The sequence below is a fragment of the Burkholderia sp. 3C genome (assembly GCF_054589155.1).
Window position 1 is genome coordinate 288,342 of the sequence record NZ_BAAILN010000092.1, and the last position, 16,773, is coordinate 305,114.

A 16,773-nucleotide genomic window follows, 5' to 3' on the forward strand; every position below is an offset into this window, starting at 1 on the left:
AGGTCGAGCGCGCTGGCGGGGGCCGGCGCCGCTGCCATCAGCAAGGCCAGCAATGCGAGCGCGATGGGTGCGAGGCGCCCGCGCTGAAGGTTTCCGAACCGCGATTTCATGATCAATGAGTGTTCCTGCGTGAGCCCATGGCGCAATGCCCCCGGAAGCCTGTTTTCGACGGAGGCCGGCATCAGTTCGGCAAGCCCGGCAGCGGCGGCGCGACGCCCACGCCGCCACCAGCGGCGCCGTCCGCCCCACCCGTTTCGCTGCGCGACGACCCGCGGTAGATCACCACGCGCGGCGGCGTATAGCCGGCCGAAGACGGCGAGGACGGCCGCTGCAGGTCGTGCAGCGCGCGCGAGACATCACCGCTCCAGACCGGCGCGACCGCCGAGGCCGGCGGCGTATCGACGGCTGCGGAATTCGGATCGCGGCTGTCGGTCGCGAAGCTGCGCAGCGCGAGCGAGAGGCTGCCCAGATGCGAGGCGACGGACACCACCTCGCTCATGCGCGGCGTCACCTCGAGCGTGACGGTGCGCGCCACGCGGATGCCGCCATCGGTATTCGCGCCGGCATCGTCCTTCGGGCGCATGAATTGCGAGCCGACCGCAAGCACGCGCACCTGCTGCACCACAGTCTCGCTCGCCACCGACTGGCCGGGCATGTTGGTGCGGGCCGTCAACTGCTGGGTCAGCAGCAGATCGACGTAGTCGCCCGGCTGAATCAGGCCGGCGTTGCCGGACACATCGTCGACCGCCACCGACACCGCGAGCATGCCGGGCTTGAGGGTGGCCGCGAGAAAGCCCGGCGAGTTGGCCAGCATCACGTCGGTCGTCACCAGCACCGCGCCGGATTTCACCGGATGGCGCAGCAAGGCACCCTTCAGATCCGGTGCGCCGGTCATGCCCGACACCACCGCATTGGGCGGCACGTCGGCGACGGCAATGGTCTTCCAGCCGAGATCCTCGTCGCGCAGCAGCAGGCCAACCGGCAGATCCGCGGTGGCGACCCGCACCTTCGAGGTGGTCGGCGCCGCGGTGTCGGTGTGCTGCGAGGAGACGATCACGATCCGCACGATGACGGCGACGATGATCGCGCCGACCAGCAAACCGAGAATTTTGATGAGATTCGACATGGTTGATACGTTCTATCGCACAGCCAGCGCCAGCGCGGCCGGCAACACGATGGCCGTGCCGCCGCCCAACGCGAGCGCGACACCGTAGGGCACGCCGCGAGCGCCGGAGAACAGGGCGAGCCAGCGGCGCAAGCCGCGCTGCTCGGCATCCGGCGACAGATGGCGTGTGGCGAAACTGATGATTCCGACGACCGTACCGATCACCGAAATCAGCGTGAGCGCCGGCATGAACTCCGTCATGCCGGCCCACAAAAAGATAGCGGCGGCGAGCTTCGCATCGCCGCCGCCGAGCATGCGGGCGGCAAACAAGGCAATGCCGACCAGCAGAATCAGAACCCCGACCGCGAGGTGGATGGCCATCTCGGCGATGGGCATGCCGATCAGCAACGCGTCGATGGGAAACAACACGGCGATTGCGGCCACTGCGCGCGTCGGCAACCGGCGTTCACGCAGGTCGCGCATCGCCAGCCAGGCCAGCAGACAAGCGACAACCATCCTCATCAGCAAAGACAGGATCAGCACGACAATTTCCAGGGAAAACAAAAACACGGAGATCGCGCGCGGTGCCCACGATCTCCGCCTCCAGAGGCTTAGCTACCCGCCTTGGTTTGTGCGGACGACACTTGCGAGAACAGGTTGGTGAACATCGTCGAGATGTTGCCCTTGTAGGTGGCGGCCATTGCGCCGAGTGCCAGGATCACGATGCCTGCCAGCACTGCGTATTCCATTGCGCTGACGCCACGCTCGTCGCGAGCAAAAGCCTTGAGAAATTTCTTCATAATTACCCCGAAAATCCAGAATTAAACGTTAATCAAACACTAGCCAGACCAACCGGAAAGACCCAACGACGCCACCAATGATCGCCTGTCGAGACGGTGATCTCAGCCGTCTCGAGCCTGCGGGGCCCCCGAGAATTCGCTCCTCTTGCCTGAGCTTCCTCGTGGGGCAAAGTATAAATTTTGAGATTAGCGAGTTGGCGTAAATGTATGTGAAACACTGTTAAATCTCTACTACACAGTGTTACGCCGCACGGTGACGAGACGCTTTTTGCAATATTCGCCACAGTCGAGCCATACATTTTGTTTTCCGACATCTGGCTTTCACATCCAGGACGTCCAAAAACCTCGGCCGTCAACGTGCCGATCGCTTCACCTCATGGCGCTGATATCGGCAGCCGGCCGGCATTCTTTAGGAAAAATCTGATCTCGGCTACCAAGGCAAGCCGGAATTGACGATGACAACGTTTGCGGGATATGCGGCAGATTGCCGCGCACCTTGCCAAAACACGCGCCAGACGCGGAAAACGGCGAGGCGTTCAGCCGATCGGTACCGGGTGCTCGCCGTCAGGCTTCAGTGCGCGCCTCAACTGCCGTTCGCACTCTGCGCGGTGCTCGCTTGCGAATACAGCGTCGAGAACAGGCCGGTGATCGTCGTCCGGTAGGCCAGCGCGATGCCGCCGAGCGACAGGACCACGATCGACGCCAGGATGGCGTATTCCATGGCGCTGACACCCCGTTCGTCACGCGCGAAATGCTTCAGAAGCTTTTTCATTGCCTACTCATCGAAAAGCCCCAACGAGGCCATAAGAACGATGGCCGGAACGCATTCGCCGATCCGGCCACACAACACTACCCATCCGCTGATAACGGCAGCGAATCGTAATTATTTAGGATGCCGTATGCAACCTCAACGCGGCGCGGCGGGTGCCACGGCCGGCGCGGCTGCCGGGTCCTCCCCCTGCACCCCCGTCCCGCATCCGCTGCAAAACGGAAAAAACGCGAAATTGCGCGTCCCGCATCCACACACCTGAAACAAACGCAGCCCGCAATGAATGCAGAACGTCGACTGCTCGCCGCCGAGGCTCCACGGCTTGTCGCAGGACGGACAGGTTTTCTTCTGGAACGAAGCAATGGCCTTTTCATAGCCGATCGACTGCGCCCGCTCGTCCTGGCTGCGCTGCATCTCGTCGCGCTTGCGCTCCACGTAGCGCTGGAACGCCCGCAGCATGTAGATGCCGGCGAACACGGTCAGCGCGATGCCGACCACTACCCGCACATAGCCGCCGAAATCCGGCAGATACGGCACCAGCTCGACGAAGAACGCCGACAGCGCGAACAGCCCGAAGCCATAGACGAACGGCCAGTAGCGCGCACGCCGGTAACGCACGAACAGCCAGAGCGCGATCAGCAGCACCGGCAGCGTGAACGCCAGGCGCCAGCCGAACACCTCCAGCGCATAGCGGCGCTCGGCGCTTTCGTAACGCGCGTCGGCCGCCTCGCGGGCCTGCGAGGCGCGCTGATCGAGCGCCTGGGCACGCTGGGCCAGCGCCTGCGCCTGATCCGACAGCGCGTCCTGCTGCTTCTGCAAACCGGCCAGCGCGGCCTGCAGCCGGTCCAGTTGCTGCGTGCGCGCCAGCACCTCGGGGTTGCGGCTGCTGTCGCCGGTCGCGCTGCGCGTGGCGACCCAGTTGCGGAACGCCTCCTTGGCGCTGTCGTAGTCGCGCCGGGCGCGCGTGACGGCCACGCCGGCGGCGTCCTGTTTGGTCGACAGGCTCTCGCGTTCGCCGTCGAGCGCGCGCCGCTCGTCGCGCAAGGCGGCGTCGCGCGCGGTGTCGGCGAACTGCTCGACGCTCGGCGGGCCGCCGGCCGGCGCGAACATCATGTCGCGAATCACCAGGCTGCCGAGCATGTTCAGGAACAGCGCGAACACGATCGCCACGGCCCACGACGCGAGCCGCAACCATCGTTCGGGGCGGGAAAATGCCTGGCTGGGTTTCATCTTCATGGTCTCTCCGGTGTCGTTGGTGTTGTGTCAGCCGTTGTGTCAGCCGTTGTGTCAGCCGTTGTGTCGGCCGGCCCGGGCCGTGTACTGCAGGCTAGACGCCGATCGTGCCGCGATCGATCTTGCGCGCGAGGATGATCGAGGTGGTGGTGCGTTCGACGCCGTCGAGCGCACCGATCTCGTCGAGCAGGTCGTTGAGCCGGCCCGGCGAATCGGCGCGCAGCCAGGCGACGTAATCGAACTCCCCGCTCACGGCGCACAGCAGTTGCACCTCGGGCATGCGATCGAGCCGCTTCAGCACGTCCTGGCCGAATTTCGGCGCGAGGATGATGCCGACATAGGCGACCAGGCTGGCATCGAGCACGTCCTGCCCGAGCCGGGCGCCGTAGCCGGCGATCACCTGCGTGCGTTCGAGCCGCTCGATGCGCGCGATCACCGTGGTGCGCGCCACGCCGAGCTGCCGCGCCAGCTCGGCCACGCTGGCGCGCGCGTTCGCCTGCAGCATCGTCACGAGGCTGCGGTCGAGTTCGTCGAGCTGGTCGAGGCGGGGTGGGCGCATGGCGGTATCCGTGACAAGGTGACGCGATGATAGCGCCGATGCCCGAGCCCCCCAAGCCGCATCGCCGACCCGGCGGGCCTGGCCGGGCCGGCACCGCCGCGCCGGGGCCGAGCGTTTGCGATTCGTTTCGGTTGTAAGCAGATGTCGCTTCGCTGCACATTTGCACGTTCGCATGCTACTAATAGCGCACCTTCCGGCTCGCGGCTTGCTACACCCGATGGCGAACGCACCGGAAATCGAATGACGACCACACCGGAGTTCAAATGAAAAAGATCTCGCTGACTCTCGCCGCCCTGTTCGCGCTCGGCGGTTCGATTGCCGCTCATGCTCAAACGCCCGCCTCGGCCCCGGCCGCTGCCACGCCGTCGTCGGCTGCGGCCACGCATGCCGCGCGTCACGAAGCCCGCGTCGAAGAACGGATCAACTTCCTGCACAAGCAGTTGAAGATCACCTCGGAACAGGAAGCGCAATGGAAGCCGTTCGCCGACACGATGCGTGACAACGGCGAAACGATGGGCAACCTGTACGCCCAGCGCGTGGATGCGAAGAGCTCGGCCACGGCGCTCGACGACGTCAAGCAATACGCCGACATCGCCCAGGCCAACGCCGACGGCGCGAAGAAGCTGGTCGATTCGTTCGGCCCGCTGTATGAAGCGCTGTCGCCGGCGCAGAAGGCCATCGCCGACAAGACGTTCGCCGAACGCTGGCACCATAACGGCCCGCGCGACGCGAAGCACGCACCGCACAAGGCCGCCAAGAAGCCGGCCGCCGCGCCGGCAGCGGACGCCGCCAGCGCACCGGCCGCGCAATAAGCGCCGCCTGCCTGCCAAACGGGGCTTCGGCCCCGGCGCCAGGCACCCCCGTATCCAATACCCCGGCCCCTCGCCTTCGCGCGACGGGCCGGGTTCTTTTTTGGGCGGCCCGGCGGCGCCCGGCGCGCGCCCTCCCCAGCCCGGGCATTTCAGGCTACAGTGCGGGCTTTTGCGCAAGCCACGCGAACCATGATCGAACTGAAGCAAATCGACCTGCGCACGGATGCCGCCGCGCAACGCGTCGTCAAGGATGAAACCGTGCAGGTGGCGTTCGCGGCCGAGGCCGGCGAACTGATGAGCCTCGAAGGGCCGAACCGCTATGCGAGCGGCGATGCCATCGTGACCGGCTCGACCGGCGACCGCTGGGTCGTGTCGCGCGAGCGCTTCGACCCGAAGTATCTGCCGGCCGCCGACGGCCTCGAACACGGCCAGCCCGGCCCGTACCGCAACCGCCCCGCCGTGCTGCTGGCGCGGCGCATGGACGAGCCGTTCACGATCGCCCGCTCCGAGAACGGCGACGTGCTGCGCGGCACCGCCGGCGACTGGGTCATGCAGTACGCGCCCGGCGATTACGGCGTGGTGCAGGCGCTGCGTTTCGCGCAGGTGTATCGCGTCGTCGAATGAGATCGGCGCGGGCCCCACGGGCCTGCGCTGCCATCCGCCGCTCACCGCCCACTGCCGCTACGCCGCGAAACCTTTCATGACGCTCTCTCGCCTGCGCCGTCTCCTATCCGTCCACGCGATCCGCGCCTGCCTGCTGATGCTGCCGGCGCTGGTCGCCGCCCCGGCGCATGCCACCGAGCCGGCCACGCCAGCGCAACTGGGCGCGGCCTTGAGCGCGCTGCTCGGCCATCCCGCACCGCTGCCTGATGGCGATGGGCAAGTGGTGCTCGCGCCGTGGCCGCACGCGCCGGCCGGCAGCGGCGATGCCTGGGTGGTCGCCGCGCTGCTGCCCGCCCCGAACGGCGATCATGCGCCCGATCTGTGGGCCGGCGTGCTGGCCCGCCAGGGCGACGGCTTTCGCCTGCTCGCAAGCAGCACGCACGGCGCGATCGACGATTTCCCCTGGCCGATCTGGCATCCGTCGCTGCAACTCGACCTGATCCCGTATCCGCTTTCGGCCAACGACACCGCGTTCGGCGTGCGCGTGCTCGATGACTACACGTCCACGGCGCATTCGGATACCTACGCGGCGATTCGGCTGTATCACCTGAACGGCGCGGCGCTGGCGCCGGTGTTCGACGCGCTGACCTCGATGTCGAGCTACGACAAGGACGAGGCCGCCCAGTGCGTGCAAAACGCCACGCACGGCAAGCACGATCCGACCGAGGCGCAGCAGGCGGATTGCGACGCCGACGCCACCACCAGCGGCAGCTACCTGCTCGCGTTCAGCCCGGCGCAGACGCGCGGCCATTTCGATCTGCTGGTGCGCACGCGCCCGGCCAAGGGCCAACCGGCCAGGCTGGTCAAACGTGCGAAGTGGGATGGCAACGGCTACCAGCCGCGCGTGTTCGACGGCGGCTGACACCCGAAACCGGAACGGGAAGTGAAACGACCGGGCCGTGCCAACGGCGGCCCGTCACATGCCATCGGGCTATCGGGCCGTCAGGCGAATTCCTCGCCGAGCGCGAGCGTCGTATCGCGCTCGACCGCCTGCCCATCGGCGTGCCGCTCCTCGAGCGAGCCGATGAACGCCTCGACATAGGCACGCAGCACGGCATGGCTGCGCGCGCGCTGCATCGGCCGCATCGCCAGGTAGCGCGCGTACGCGGCGGGTTCGATCCGCAGATCGAGCGTCATGCGCTTGGGCGCGGCGCCGAAACGCATGCCGAGCCATTGCACATGCAGGAAGCGCCCGGCGTCGTCCTGACGCTCGGCAAAGCTCGTCTGTTCGGGAAACAGATCGCAGATCACGTGCGCCAGCGCCTCGTATTCGGGGCTTGCGCAGTCGTAGTGATAGTCGTCGTCCATCGCCGACCTCCTTGTGAATGTCAGGCCGGGTTCAGGCAGTGCGCGGCGCGGGCCGGCTCCACCGGGCGAGCACGGCGATCAGCGCCACGGTCAGCAGACCATAGCTCGTCACCATCGTCGAAATCGAAAGCGCGCCGGCATTGAACGCGATCAGCGGCAGATCGGCCAGCGGATGCAGCACGATCGCGAGCGGCAGAATCCACACCTTGCGCGCCCGCACGCCGCGCCACACCAGCACCGACAGCGCCACCTGGAACGTGAACATCGCGATGCATTCGAGCACGCGCACGCCGACCGTCGAGGCCGACATCGTGACCAGCATCATCTGGATGCGCAGTGCGAGATCGGACGGCATGGTCGACAGTTGCGCGTTGAGCTGGCCGCGCTGCGCGAGCCAGACCAGCCAGACCCACTGGCCGAGCACCACCACGCCGACATACCAGGCCTGCGCGCCGCCGAAGCCGACGCCGTAGCCGAAACCGCGCCCGTCGCCGAGCGAAGCGCCGTAGCGGCGCTCGACGAAGCGCAGCCCGAAATAACGGCCGGCTTCCTCGATCACGGCCGGCGCGATCAGGCTGAACGCGACGAACACGCCGGGCTTGGCGAGCGTCAAGGCCACTGCGGGCACGTGCAGCACCAGCGAATAGAAGCCGCGCTCGATCAGGGTGGCGAACAGCATGAACGCGGCGATGCCGACGATCGCATCGCGGCGGTCGACCTTCATGGGGGATTTGAGCAGGCGGAACACGACGATCGGCAGCAGCGCGACGATCAGCGTGCCGATGATCAACGCCACCAGCGTGGCGGGAGCAACAGTCATGACGATCCTTGGAAGGCAGGCGCACCGGCCGGTGCGCGACCCCGCATGATACTCAGCTTGCGGTGGACGTGCGAACCATGAGCTGTCCGGGCAGCAACGCCTCGCGGGCCGCGCCGGTGGCGCCCTCGATCCGGTCGTGCACGAATTCGACCGCGCGATAGCCGATTTCGTAGGTCGGCTGGCGAATCGTGGAGATGCCGAGCAGCTCGGCCCATTCGGGGTCGTCGATCGACAGCAGCGCGGCCTTGGCCTGCCAGCCCGCGCCGTGACGCGCATGCAGATGCCGCGCGAGCGCCAGCGCGACGGGCGCGTTGGCGGCGAACAGCGCGACGCGCCGGCCTTCGCCGGCCGCGGCGTCGATCCGCGCATCGAGTGCCGCGAGCGAGGCGCGCAACGCCTCGGCGTCGGCGAGATCGGCCACCACGGTAGGCAGCGCCGCGCGGCCCGTGGCGCCCAGCGCCTCGCGGAACGCGGCCTCGCGCAGCCGGCGCGAACTGACCTGCTCGTACGGCTGCACGATGAACACGATTTCACCGAACCCGTTACCGTGCAGGTGCGCCAGCCCCGCGCGCACGGCTTCGGCGTTGTCGAGACCGACCAGGTCGGCATCGAAGCCCTCCACCCGGCGATCGACCATCACGGTCGGAATCCCGCAGCCCCGCAGCGGCATCAGCGCATCCTCGTGGGCACCGAGCGCGTTGACGATCATGCCCTCGACGCGATACGTGGTCAGCAGTTGCAGGTAGCGGCGCTCCATGTCGGCCTCGTTGGCCGCGTGGCAGATCAGCGGCATGTAGCCGAGCGCGTGGCACGCGGCCTCCACGCCCTGCAGCACTTCCACCGTGTAGGGATTGGTCAGGTCGGCGGCCAGCAGCCCGAGCAGCCGGTTGCGGCCGCGCTTCAGGCCGCGCGCCATCTGGTTCGGGCGGTAGTTCAGATGCGCGATCGCCGCTTCGATGCGCAGGCGCAGATCGGTCGACAGCACGCCGGTCTCGCCGTTCAGGTAGCGCGACACGCTGGTCTTGCCGGTGCCGGCTTCGCGCGCGACGTCGCTGATCGTCGCGGGGCGCGCGGCGGGCACGGGGCGGGGCTCGGTCATCGCGTCGTCTCCGGGAAAATGCGGCATGCGGCCCGACGGCGGAAGCGGGATACGCAGTTCAACTGATCGTTTCTCCATGGGGCGAGGCCGGCAGTGCCAGCCCGCGCGCGCACGTTGCCGGACGGCCCGCGACGCTCGATTCGTACAGCCCGTCGTGCAGCCTGTGGTGCAGCCTGTGGTGCGATTTGGCGCGCATTCAGCGCGCGATCATAACGCAGCCGGACGCCGCACAGCACACGGCGCGCCGGGCCGGGACAGTCGTCAGTCGACCGACCTGCACGCGGCGCCCCGTCATGCGCCGTCGCGGCCGTCAGCCCTGCCGTGCCGGCGCGCCGCCCAGCAACTCGCGATTGACGATGTTCTCGCGCAGCGTGCCGTCGAGCGCGCCGATCAGGTTCTCGGCCGCGTTGCGGGCCATCGCGTGGCGCGTCTCGGCGGTAGCCGAACCGATATGCGGCAGCGCCACCACGTTCTTCATGCCCAGCAGCGGCGAATCGGCCGCGAGCGGCTCGCGCTCGAACACGTCGAGCCCCGCGCCGCGGATGGTGCCGGCGCGCAGCGCCTCGATCAGCGCCGCCTCGTCGACCACCGGCCCGCGCGCGGCGTTGATCAGGATCGCGCCGGGCTTCATCCGTGCCAGCTCGGGTGCGCCGATCAGGTGGCGCGTGGCATCGGTCAGCGGCACCTGCAGGCAGACGAAATCGGAAGTGGCCAGCAGTTCGTCGAGCGGCACGCGGCGCGCGCCGAACTGCGCCTCGGCCTCGGCATGCGGGCTGCGGTTGGTGTACTGCACGCGCATCCGGAACCCGAGCGCGGCACGCCGCGCCACCGCCGCGCCGATCCGGCCGAGCCCGACGATGCCGAGCGTCTTGCCTTGCACGTCGGTGCCGAACAGCGGCTCGCCGATGCTTTTCTTCCACTCGCCCGCCTTGACGAATTCCGCCAGCTCGACCACCCGCCGCGCGCTCGCCAGGATCAGCGCGAACACGGTGTCGGCGGTGGATTCGGTCAGCACGTCGGGCGTGTGGGCAAGCACGATGCCGCGCCGCGTCAGGTCCGCCACGTCGAACTGGTCGTAGCCGACCGAGATCGTCGACCAGGCGCGCAGCTTCGGCGCGCCGTCGAGCATCGCGGCGGTGACGGGCAGGCTCGCGCCGATCGCGCCGTCGGCATCGGCCAGCGCGGCGGCCAGCGCCTCGGCGCCGTTCGCGTGGATCACCTCGGCATGCGCCTCCAGGTAGGCGAGCACGTCGTCGGGCAGGGTCTTGTAGGCAACGATACGGTGAGTCATGCGAATCATTTTCCGGTGGAAGTGCGAGCCAGCGGCGGCACGCTGTCGGGCTGCGGCTTGACGAGCAGCGTCAGCACCACGGCCGCCACCAGCGCAACGCTCATGAACGCGTACGACGCGGCGGGCGAACCGGTCGCGCCGTTCAGGTAGCCGACGAAATACGAGCCGACGAACGAGCCGAGCGCGCCCATGCTGTTGATCAGCGCCATCGCGCCGCCCGCCACGTTCTTGGGCAGCAGCTCCGGCACGATCGCGAAGAACGGGCCGTACGGCGCATACATGGCCGCGCCCGCGACCACCAGCAGCGAGTACGACAGCCAGAAATGCGTCGAGCCGAGCGCATAGGAACCGGCGAACGCGAGCGCGCCGATCAGCAGGAACGGCCAGACGAACGCCTTGCGCAAATCGAGCTTGTCGGAGGCCCACGACACCAGCAGCATCGCGATGGTGGCCGCCAGATACGGCAGCGCCGACAGCCAGCCCGTCTCGACCATGCCGAGCGACGAGCCGTTCTTGACGATCGAAGGCAGCCACAGCACGAAGCCGTACACGCCGATGCTCCAGCAGAAGTACTGCGCGCACAGCATCATCACGGCCGGCTGGCGGAACGCCTCGCGGTAGTTGCGCACCGGCTTGAGCCCGGCCTGTTCGCTGGCCAGCACGCGTTCGATATCGCGTTTTTCGTCGCTCGTGAGCCAGCTTGCCTGCGCCGGCTTGTCCTGCACCAGCACCCACCAGCAGATCGCCCAGACAACCGCCGGCACGCCCTCGGCGATGAACATATGGCGCCAGCCGAACTCGTGCACCAGATAGCCCGACACCACCGACATCCACAGCACCGTGACCGGATTGCCGAGGATCAGGAACGTGTTGGCGCGCGAGCGCTCGTGCTTGGTGAACCAGTTGCTGATGTAGATCAGCATGGCCGGCATCACGGCCGCCTCGACCACGCCGAGCGCGAAGCGGATCGCCATCAGCGACGGGATGTTGTCGATCACGCCGGTGAGCGCAGCGCAGCCGCCCCACAGAATCAGGCTCCAGAACACCAGCCGCTTGACGCTGCGGCGCTCCGCGTAGATCGCACCGGGAATCTGGAAGAAGAAGTAGCCGAGGAAGAACAGCGCGCCGATCAGCGAGGCCAGATCCTTGCCGATGCCGAGATCCTGGTTGATGCCGGCGGCCGACGCGAAGCCGAAATTCGCGCGATCGAGATATGCGAGGCTGTACGTGATGAACACGATCGGCATGATCTTCCACCAGCGGCGGACCGGAAGCGTGGCATGCATGGGGCTGTCTCCTTCGGCGTCGTGCGCCGCAATGGGTTCGTGGCGGGTTCGTGGCTGCGCGGGCGCGATTATCGCGCGAGCGCCTCGGCCACGACCGGCTCGGCATCGGTTTCCAGCCGATCGAGTTCGGCGCGCGTGGGCAGGCCTTCCGAATCGCCGATCACCTGGATCGCGAGCGCGCCGATGCGGTTGCCGCGCGCCACCGCCGCCTCGACCGGGCGGCCTTCGAGCAAGGCGCTGATCACGCCGACCGCGAAGCCGTCGCCCGCGCCCACCGTATCGACCACGCGCGCCACGCGCTCGCCGGCCACCGTGCCTTCCCGGCCGTCGGCGCACAGGTAATAGGCCCCGGCCTCGCCGAGCTTGATGACCACGCCGGCGCGCGCGCCGTTGTCCAGATAGAAGCGCGCGATCTCGGCCGGCGTGTCGAGGCCCGTCAGTTGACGGCCTTCGGCCAGGCCCGGCAGCACCCAGTCGGCCTGCGAGGCCAGTTCGTTGAGCGTGCGCGCCATGACCTCGGCCGACGGCCACAGCGTCGGGCGCAGGTTCGGATCGAACGAAATCGTCTTGCCGGCCGCGCGCATCTCGCGGGCCAGGTGAAACGCCAGCTCGCACGAGGTGGCCGAGATCGCCGGGGCCACCCCGGTCAGGTGCAGATGGCGCGCACCGAGCACGTAGTCGGCGGCGTAATCGTCGAGCGACAGGTGGCTGGCGGCCGAGCCCTTGCGGAAGTATTCGATGTCCGGATCGCTGCCGTCGTCGGCGCGCGCCTTGAGCTGGAAGCCGGTGCGGTAGCGCCCGTCCACCGTCACGCAGGCGGCGTCGATGCGTTCGTGCGCGAGCGTGTCGAGCACATGGCGGCCGAACGAATCGTCGCCGACGCGGCTCACGTAGCCGACCCGGAACCCGAGCCGCGCGAGGCCGATTGCAACGTTCAGGTCGGCACCGGCGATGCGCTTGGTGAACTGCTCGGCCTGCGCGAGCGGGCCGGGCGCATTGGCGACGAACAGCGTCATCGCCTCGCCGTAGGTGACGATCTCGACGGGGGACTGCGACATGATGAAAGCTCCTTCGGAATGCGGAAAACGGACGATCAGGCGGCGTCGAGCCAGGCCACGCGGCGGTGCGCATCGGCGGCGAGGTTCGTCGCATCGAACGGGAATTCGATGCCGCGCGGCACGTCGCGCGGCAGCGCGGCCAGCACCGGCAGGCACAGCGGGTCGGCCTGCTGCGGCGCGACCGCGAAACGCCGCGCGCCCTCGCCCGTCACCGCCTTGCAGTGGATGTATTCGACATGCCCGGCCAGCGCGCGCGCGGCGTCCAGCGGCGTTTCGCCGGGCCACAGCCAGTTGCCGATGTCGAACGTCATGCCGAGCAGCGTGCCGGCGCCTTCGGCGCGCAGGGCCGCGAACAGGCCGGTGAACTGCGCGAGCGTGCCGCCGATCGCGAGCTGGCCGTTCTCGACCAGGATTCGCGCGCGCGCGCCGCGCGCCGCCTCGGCGATCGCGCCGGCATGCGTCGCGCCGGCGAAGCCGCCCAACTGGAATTTGACGAAGTGCGCGCCCAGCGCGTCGGCTTCGGCCAGCGCCAGATCGAGCGCGTCGCGATCGAGCGCGCCGTCGTCGCGGTACAGATTGGCCGGCGTCGAATAGACGGCCCACAGGCCGGCCTCGGCGATCGCCAGGCCGAGCGCGGCGAGCGCGGCCGGGCTGGCGTCGTCGTCGGACGCGAACAGCTCGCGCCGCACCTCGAAGCCCGAGGCGCCCGCCTGCGCCGCGTGCGCCACGAAGGCGCGATGCCCGTCGCGGCGAATCGCCTCGACACCGAACGCGCTGGCGACGATCACGATGTGTGCCATGTCTGCTTGTCTCTCGTTGTGTGGCTCCGGGCACCTCGCCCTGGAACCGGTTCCATTCGATGACGCGAATGGTGCGCTTCGGCCCGGGCGGCGGCCATAGAGAAAATCCCTAGGGGATGAATCGGAGAAATCGGGCCGGATAAAACGACGACGCGGCCGTCAGGCGCCCTGCCAGGCCAGGCTCATTTCCAGGAACCGTGCGGCGACGCGCGACGGCGTGGCCGCATGCGGCACCAGGATCGAGAAGCGGCGCACCAGCGGCTGCGGCGCGATCGGGCGCTTGATCAGCGCCGCATCGCCGCGCAGCGACATGGCCGACACGAAACCGACGCCCATCCCCGCCCGCACGGCCTCCTTGACGGCCTCCACGCCCGCAATCTCCAGCGCCACCCGCACCGGCACGCCGGCCCGCGCGAAGGCGCGCTCGACCAGTTGCCGCACGCCCGAGCCGGCCTCGCGCAGCACCAGCGGCGAGGCGGCCAGCACCTCGAGCGACACCGGCGCCTCGGGCGCCGCCGCGAGCGGATGCGAGGCCGGCACGATCGCGACGATCTCGTCCTCGTGCCAGCTGTGCACGGCGGTGCCGGCCGGCAGCGATTCGCCGGGCGGCCCCTCGATCAGCGCGAGATCGAGCGAAGCGAGCGCCGCCACCACGTCGGCGGTGTTGCCGGTCATGGTCTGGACCACCACGGCCGGCGCGAGCGGCCGGAACGCGGCGATCAGGTAAGGCAGCAGGTAGCTGGCCGGCGTCGAACTGGCGCCGATCCGCAGCGTGCCGCGCTCGACGCCGCGCACCGCGTCGCGAAACGCACGCGCCTGCCCGTAGGCGTCGCGCACCTGCGCGGCCAGCGGCGCGAGCGCCTCGCCCACCGGCGTGAGCCGCACGCCGCGGCCGTCGCGCACATAGAGCGGCTCGCCGAACTCGTCCTGCAACTGGCGCAACTGGCCCGACACGGCGGGCTGCGACAGATGCAGCGCATCGGCCGCGCGGCTGATGTTGCGCAGCTCGGCGACGGTAGCGAACGTTATCAGTTGATCCGGGGTCATGCCGAGAAAATATCAGAATTTCCGATAGTTGATGTCACTAATCACAATTTTTCATATCGATATATCCAAATTAGGATTGGGCCCATCGCATCGACACCCGGAATCGCCCGCCTCATGTCCACCGCCCACCCCACCCTGCCGCACGCCGCCGCGCCGTCCATGCGCGGCCAGCTGAACGGCGTGCTGTTCGTCGCCCTGTTCGCCGCCGCCGTCACCAGTCTCGCCGGGCTGCCGGCCATCGAGCGGCTCGGCCTGTCGCCGCTGATCGTCGGCATCATCGCGGGCACCGTCTACGGCAACGCGCTGCGCGACGGCATGCCGGAAAGCTGGGCCGCCGGCATCAATTTCTCGGCGCGCAAGCTGCTGCGCATCGCGGTGGCGTTCTTCGGCCTGCGCGTGAGCCTGCAGGAAATCGCCCAGGTCGGGCTGCCGGGGCTGGCGGTCTCAGTGCTGATGGTGGTCAGCACGCTCGTGATCGGCACCTGGGTCGGCACCCGGCTGCTCAAGCTCGATCGCGACACGGCCATGCTGACGGCGGCCGGCAGCGCGATCTGCGGCGCGGCGGCGGTGCTCGCGTTCGAATCGACGCTGCAATCGAAGCCGCACCAGAGCGCGATGGCGGTCGGCAGCGTGGTGCTGTTCGGCACGCTCTCGATGTTCGCCTATCCGCTCGCCTATCACGCCGGCTGGATTCCGCTCGACGCGCAGGGCCTGGGCCTCTACTTCGGCGGCACGATCCACGAGGTCGCGCAGGTGGTGGGCGCGGCCAGCGGCGTCGATGCGCAGGTGGTGCACACCGCCACCATCGTCAAGATGACGCGCGTGATGCTGCTGGTGCCGGTGCTGCTGGTGCTCGGCGCGTGGCTCGCGCATTCGTCGCGTTCGGCCAGCGGCGCAGCGGCCGGCCACGGCAAGCGCAAGCTCGCGGTGCCGTGGTTCGCGCTCGGCTTCCTCGGCTTCGTCGTGATCAACTCGCTCGGCGTGCTGCCGGAGCAGGCGGTCCACACGCTGAACACGCTCGACACGTTCGCCCTGACCATGGCCATGACGGCGCTCGGCATCGAAACGCGCTTCGCCCAGATTCGCGCCGCCGGCCCGCGTGCGCTGACGGCCGGCTTCGTGCTCTACCTGTGGTTGATCGTCGGCGGTTTCGGCATCACCTGGCTCGTCGAGCGCTGGCTTGGCTGAGGAGCGCCGCACCCCTCGCCCCGCAGCCCACCTCGCTGCCCGCGCCGCGCCCGCCGGAACCGTCCGGCCGGCGCGGCGCGGTGCTATCCTTGCCCTCGACTTTCTCCGCGCTCCCCACCACCTCGTGCTGTCCTTTCTGCTGAAGCTGCGCACGCGCGCCCAAACCCTGTTCCGCCTGTCCGATGCCCACACGATGCTGATCTGGTCGGTGATCGCCGGCATCAGCGGCGCCTTCGCGACGATCCTGTTCCGCGAGGGCATCGATACCATCCAGCGCCTCGTTTCCGGTTCGAGCGGCAGCTTCGTCGAGATGGCCAAGCGGCTGCCGTGGCAGGTGCGCGTCTGGCTGCCGGCCGCGGGCGGCTTCCTGGCCGGTTGCGTGCTGCTGTTCGCGCAGCGTGGCAGCGCCAAGAAATCGGGCGGCGTCGACTACATGGAAGCGGTCGCACTCGGCGACGGCATCGTGCCCGTCAAGGACAGCCTCTGGCGCAGCGCGTCGTCGCTGCTGACCATCGGCAGCGGCGGCTCGATCGGCCGCGAAGGCCCGATGGTGCAGCTCGCCGCGCTGGCTGCGTCGCTGGTGGGGCGCGTCGCGCGCTTCGATCCGCCGCGCCTGCGGCTGCTGGTGGCCTGCGGCGCGGCGGCCGGCATCACCTCGGCCTACAACGCGCCGATCGCGGGCGCGTTCTTCGTGGGCGAGATCGTGCTGGGCGCGATCTCGATGGAAAGCTTCGGGCCGATGCTGGTCGCCTCGGTGGTGGCCAACATCACGATGCGCGAATTCGCCGGCTACAAGCCGCCATACGAAATGCCGGTGTTCCCGGCCGTCACCGGCATCGAGGTGGTGGCGTTCGTCGCGCTCGGCCTGCTGTGCGGCGCGGCCGCGCCGCAGTTCCTGCGCCTGCTGGCCGCCTCGAAATCGCAGTTCCGCAAGC

Annotated in this window: 19 protein-coding genes; 5 read left to right on the forward strand and 14 right to left on the reverse strand. The window is 68.6% G+C overall.

What is annotated here, in order from left to right; all coding sequences use genetic code 11:
- Positions 1-181 precede the first annotated feature (181 nt).
- The 6 genes from cpaB to ACYP33_RS17600 all read right to left on the reverse strand — a co-directional run bounded on the left by cpaB (position 182) and on the right by ACYP33_RS17600 (position 4,466).
- Positions 182-1,126 (reverse strand): Flp pilus assembly protein CpaB, encoded by a 945-nt coding sequence (gene cpaB / locus ACYP33_RS17575; protein ID WP_414451864.1) that lies wholly within the window; start codon positions 1,124-1,126, stop codon positions 182-184.
- A gap of 12 nt (positions 1,127-1,138) precedes the next feature.
- Positions 1,139-1,648, reverse strand: coding sequence for an A24 family peptidase (locus ACYP33_RS17580; RefSeq protein WP_414451863.1), 510 nt, complete (start codon positions 1,646-1,648; stop codon positions 1,139-1,141).
- Positions 1,649-1,716: 68 nt separating this feature from the next.
- Positions 1,717-1,905 carry a Flp family type IVb pilin gene (locus tag ACYP33_RS17585; RefSeq protein ID WP_414451862.1) on the reverse strand — a complete coding sequence of 63 codons (189 nt, stop codon included), beginning with the start codon at positions 1,903-1,905 and terminating at the stop codon, positions 1,717-1,719.
- A 583-nt stretch (positions 1,906-2,488) separates the two neighbouring features.
- Positions 2,489-2,677 carry a Flp family type IVb pilin gene (locus ACYP33_RS17590; RefSeq protein ID WP_414451861.1) on the reverse strand — a complete coding sequence of 63 codons (189 nt, stop codon included), beginning with the start codon at positions 2,675-2,677 and terminating at the stop codon, positions 2,489-2,491.
- A 135-nt stretch (positions 2,678-2,812) separates the two neighbouring features.
- On the reverse strand, positions 2,813-3,904 hold the full coding sequence (locus ACYP33_RS17595) for a hypothetical protein (protein ID WP_459623186.1): 1,092 nt from the start codon (positions 3,902-3,904) through the stop codon (positions 2,813-2,815).
- Positions 3,905-4,001: 97 nt separating this feature from the next.
- On the reverse strand, positions 4,002-4,466 hold the full coding sequence (locus ACYP33_RS17600; RefSeq protein ID WP_414445357.1) for an Lrp/AsnC family transcriptional regulator: 465 nt from the start codon (positions 4,464-4,466) through the stop codon (positions 4,002-4,004).
- 263 nt (positions 4,467-4,729) lie between these two features.
- On the opposite strand from ACYP33_RS17600, the gene ACYP33_RS17605 reads away from it, so the two are divergent.
- The 3 genes from ACYP33_RS17605 (at position 4,730) to ACYP33_RS17615 (ending at position 6,803) form a co-directional block, all read left to right on the forward strand.
- Complete coding sequence (locus ACYP33_RS17605; protein WP_459623014.1) at positions 4,730-5,278, forward strand: Spy/CpxP family protein refolding chaperone; 549 nt, start codon at positions 4,730-4,732, stop codon at positions 5,276-5,278.
- A gap of 189 nt (positions 5,279-5,467) precedes the next feature.
- Positions 5,468-5,902, forward strand: a complete 435-nt coding sequence (locus ACYP33_RS17610; protein ID WP_414445359.1) for a PGDYG domain-containing protein — start codon at positions 5,468-5,470, stop codon at positions 5,900-5,902.
- A gap of 76 nt (positions 5,903-5,978) precedes the next feature.
- Complete coding sequence (locus tag ACYP33_RS17615) at positions 5,979-6,803, forward strand: hypothetical protein (RefSeq protein ID WP_459623015.1); 825 nt, start codon at positions 5,979-5,981, stop codon at positions 6,801-6,803.
- An 80-nt stretch (positions 6,804-6,883) separates the two neighbouring features.
- Here ACYP33_RS17615 and ACYP33_RS17620 read toward each other — a convergent pair whose 3' ends face one another.
- From ACYP33_RS17620 to ACYP33_RS17655, 8 genes are all read right to left on the reverse strand, one after another.
- The gene (locus tag ACYP33_RS17620; RefSeq protein WP_414451858.1) at positions 6,884-7,249 is read right to left on the reverse strand and encodes a DUF3022 domain-containing protein; all 366 of its coding nucleotides are present in this window, start codon (positions 7,247-7,249) and stop codon (positions 6,884-6,886) included.
- Positions 7,250-7,280: 31 nt separating this feature from the next.
- On the reverse strand, positions 7,281-8,069 hold the full coding sequence (locus ACYP33_RS17625; protein ID WP_459623016.1) for a YhfC family glutamic-type intramembrane protease: 789 nt from the start codon (positions 8,067-8,069) through the stop codon (positions 7,281-7,283).
- A gap of 52 nt (positions 8,070-8,121) precedes the next feature.
- Positions 8,122-9,168 carry a LacI family DNA-binding transcriptional regulator gene (locus ACYP33_RS17630; RefSeq protein ID WP_414451856.1) on the reverse strand — a complete coding sequence of 349 codons (1,047 nt, stop codon included), beginning with the start codon at positions 9,166-9,168 and terminating at the stop codon, positions 8,122-8,124.
- 310 nt (positions 9,169-9,478) lie between these two features.
- Positions 9,479-10,459, reverse strand: coding sequence for a 2-hydroxyacid dehydrogenase (locus ACYP33_RS17635; protein ID WP_459623017.1), 981 nt, complete (start codon positions 10,457-10,459; stop codon positions 9,479-9,481).
- A gap of 5 nt (positions 10,460-10,464) precedes the next feature.
- Entirely contained in the window at positions 10,465-11,745 is a 1,281-nt protein-coding gene (locus ACYP33_RS17640) for an MFS transporter (protein ID WP_459623018.1), read from the reverse strand.
- A gap of 68 nt (positions 11,746-11,813) precedes the next feature.
- Entirely contained in the window at positions 11,814-12,803 is a 990-nt protein-coding gene (locus ACYP33_RS17645) for a sugar kinase (protein ID WP_459623019.1), read from the reverse strand.
- A gap of 35 nt (positions 12,804-12,838) precedes the next feature.
- Positions 12,839-13,603, reverse strand: coding sequence for a sugar phosphate isomerase/epimerase (locus tag ACYP33_RS17650; RefSeq protein ID WP_459623020.1), 765 nt, complete (start codon positions 13,601-13,603; stop codon positions 12,839-12,841).
- A gap of 159 nt (positions 13,604-13,762) precedes the next feature.
- Positions 13,763-14,650, reverse strand: a complete 888-nt coding sequence (locus ACYP33_RS17655) for a LysR family transcriptional regulator (protein ID WP_459623021.1) — start codon at positions 14,648-14,650, stop codon at positions 13,763-13,765.
- Positions 14,651-14,764: 114 nt separating this feature from the next.
- Between ACYP33_RS17655 and ACYP33_RS17660 the strand changes: the two genes are divergently transcribed.
- Together ACYP33_RS17660 and ACYP33_RS17665 are read left to right on the forward strand one after the other, a co-directional pair.
- Positions 14,765-15,838 carry a YeiH family protein gene (locus ACYP33_RS17660; protein WP_459623022.1) on the forward strand — a complete coding sequence of 358 codons (1,074 nt, stop codon included), beginning with the start codon at positions 14,765-14,767 and terminating at the stop codon, positions 15,836-15,838.
- Positions 15,839-15,962: 124 nt separating this feature from the next.
- Positions 15,963-16,773 (forward strand): chloride channel protein (locus ACYP33_RS17665; RefSeq protein ID WP_459623023.1); only part of this gene is annotated, 811 nt, incomplete at its 3' end.